This window comes from Kocuria sp. (assembly GCF_030536815.1).
GTDB lineage: Bacteria > Actinomycetota > Actinomycetes > Actinomycetales > Micrococcaceae > Kocuria > Kocuria gwangalliensis.
The window spans coordinates 1-1,606 of the sequence record NZ_JAUNPE010000330.1 but is presented as its reverse complement, the minus strand read 5'-3'; the positions used below and the strand labels follow the sequence as shown (position 1 = coordinate 1,606).

Genomic DNA, 1,606 nt, shown 5'->3' with positions numbered 1-1,606 from the left:
CCGACGAACGCGAGGGAGACACCATGCTGGACCAGGAACGCATAGCCCGGATCGCCGATGATCTGGCCGCGGCCGAGCGTGATCGCACCATGATCCCGCGGCTCACGCAGCAGTACCCGGAGATGACCGTGGAGGATTCCTACGCGGTGCAAAACGAATGGCGCCGCCGCAGTGAGGAATCCGGGCGCCGCCTGGTGGGGCGCAAGATCGGGCTGACGTCCAAGGTCATGCAGGAGGCCACGGGCATCAGCGAACCCGATTACGGCGCGATTTTCGCCGATCAGGTCTACGAGAACGGCTCCGTGATCACCCACGATCGGTACTCGAACGTGCGCATCGAGGTGGAACTGGCGTTCGTGCTCAAGGAGGAACTCACGGGTCCGAACGTGAGCATTTTCGACGTGTTGCGTGCGACCGAATACGTGGTGCCGGCCCTGGAGATCCTCAGCTCACGGATTGAGATGGAGGGCCGCACCATTGTGGACACCATCTCGGACAACGCCGCCCTGGGCGCCATGGTCTACGGCGGTAACCCGGTGGCCCCCGAGACCGTGGATCTGCGCTGGGTCTCGGCGCTGCTGTACCGCAACGAAACCCTTGAGGACACCGGCGTGGCCGCCGCGGTACTCAACCACCCGGCCAACGGCGTGGTGTGGCTGGCCAATAAACTGGCCGCGCACGGCGATTCGTTGCCCGCCGGGAGCATCATCCTGGCCGGTTCGTTCACCAAACCCATGTGGGTCCACCCCGGGGACACCGTGCACGCTGACTACGGAAATTTGGGAGCCATTACATGTCGCTTCGAGTGAACGAGTTGATCCGGTCCTTCCGCGCCGAGGGCGCGGCCAACCTGCCGGGCGCGCTGCCGAGCCTCAAGGACCTGTTTCCGCTGGCGGACGGCGAGCAACCGGTAATCGGGATTTTCCATTCCTCCGGTGATCCCACCGCCGCCGAAATCCTGGCAGGCACCGGTTTCGACTACCTGCTCATCGACGGCGAGCACTCGCCGCTGTCACTCGAGACCATCCAGTCGGTGCTGCGCGCGGTGGCCGCTTACCCCACGCTGGGCATGGTGCGGGTTTCCGCCAATGACGAGGTGCTCATCAAGCAGTACTTGGACCTGGGCGTTCAGACCCTGGTGGTGCCCATGGTCGATTCGGTCGAGGAGGCTCAGGCCGCGGCGCGGGCGGTGGCGTACCCGCCACAGGGGGTGCGCGGCGTCGGCTCCGCATTGGCCCGCTCCGGCCGCTGGAACCGCATCCCCGACTACCTGGCGCGAGCGCGCGAAACCATCACCTTGATCGTGCAGGCGGAATCGGCGGACTCCGTGGCGAACATCCGCGAGATCGCGGCTGTGGAGGGGGTCGACGGCGTGTTCATCGGCCCGTCGGACCTGGCCGCCTCCATGGGGCTGCTCGGGCAGCAAACCCACCCGGACGTGGTGGCCGCCGTCAAGCACGTGATCACCGAGGTCAAGGCCGCGGGTAAGTTCGTGGGCGTCAACGCGTTCGCCCAGGACCAGGCGCGGGACTACCTGACCGCGGGCGCGGACTTCGTGAACGTGGGCGCCGACGTCGCTCTGCTCGCCAACGGCAGCCGGGCCCTG

General features: G+C 66.6%; 2 protein-coding genes. Both read left to right on the top strand.

All coding sequences use genetic code 11. From position 1 onward, the window contains the following. Positions 1–23: 23 nt before the first annotated feature. Positions 24–809 carry a 2-oxo-hept-4-ene-1,7-dioate hydratase gene (gene hpaH / locus Q4E95_RS13695; protein ID WP_303383820.1) on the top strand — a complete coding sequence of 262 codons (786 nt, stop codon included), beginning with the start codon at positions 24–26 and terminating at the stop codon, positions 807–809. Then, positions 794–1,606, top strand: an 813-nt coding sequence (locus tag Q4E95_RS13690) for an HpcH/HpaI aldolase/citrate lyase family protein (protein ID WP_303383819.1), incomplete at its 3' end; no start/stop codon positions are given. The genes hpaH and Q4E95_RS13690, both read left to right, overlap by 16 nt.

What these genes read in the sequence shown, in the direction of transcription:
- hpaH (WP_303383820.1), top strand. Translation starts at nt 24, where the DNA reads ATGCTGGACCAGGAACGCATAGCCCGGATCGCCGATGATCTGGCCGCG.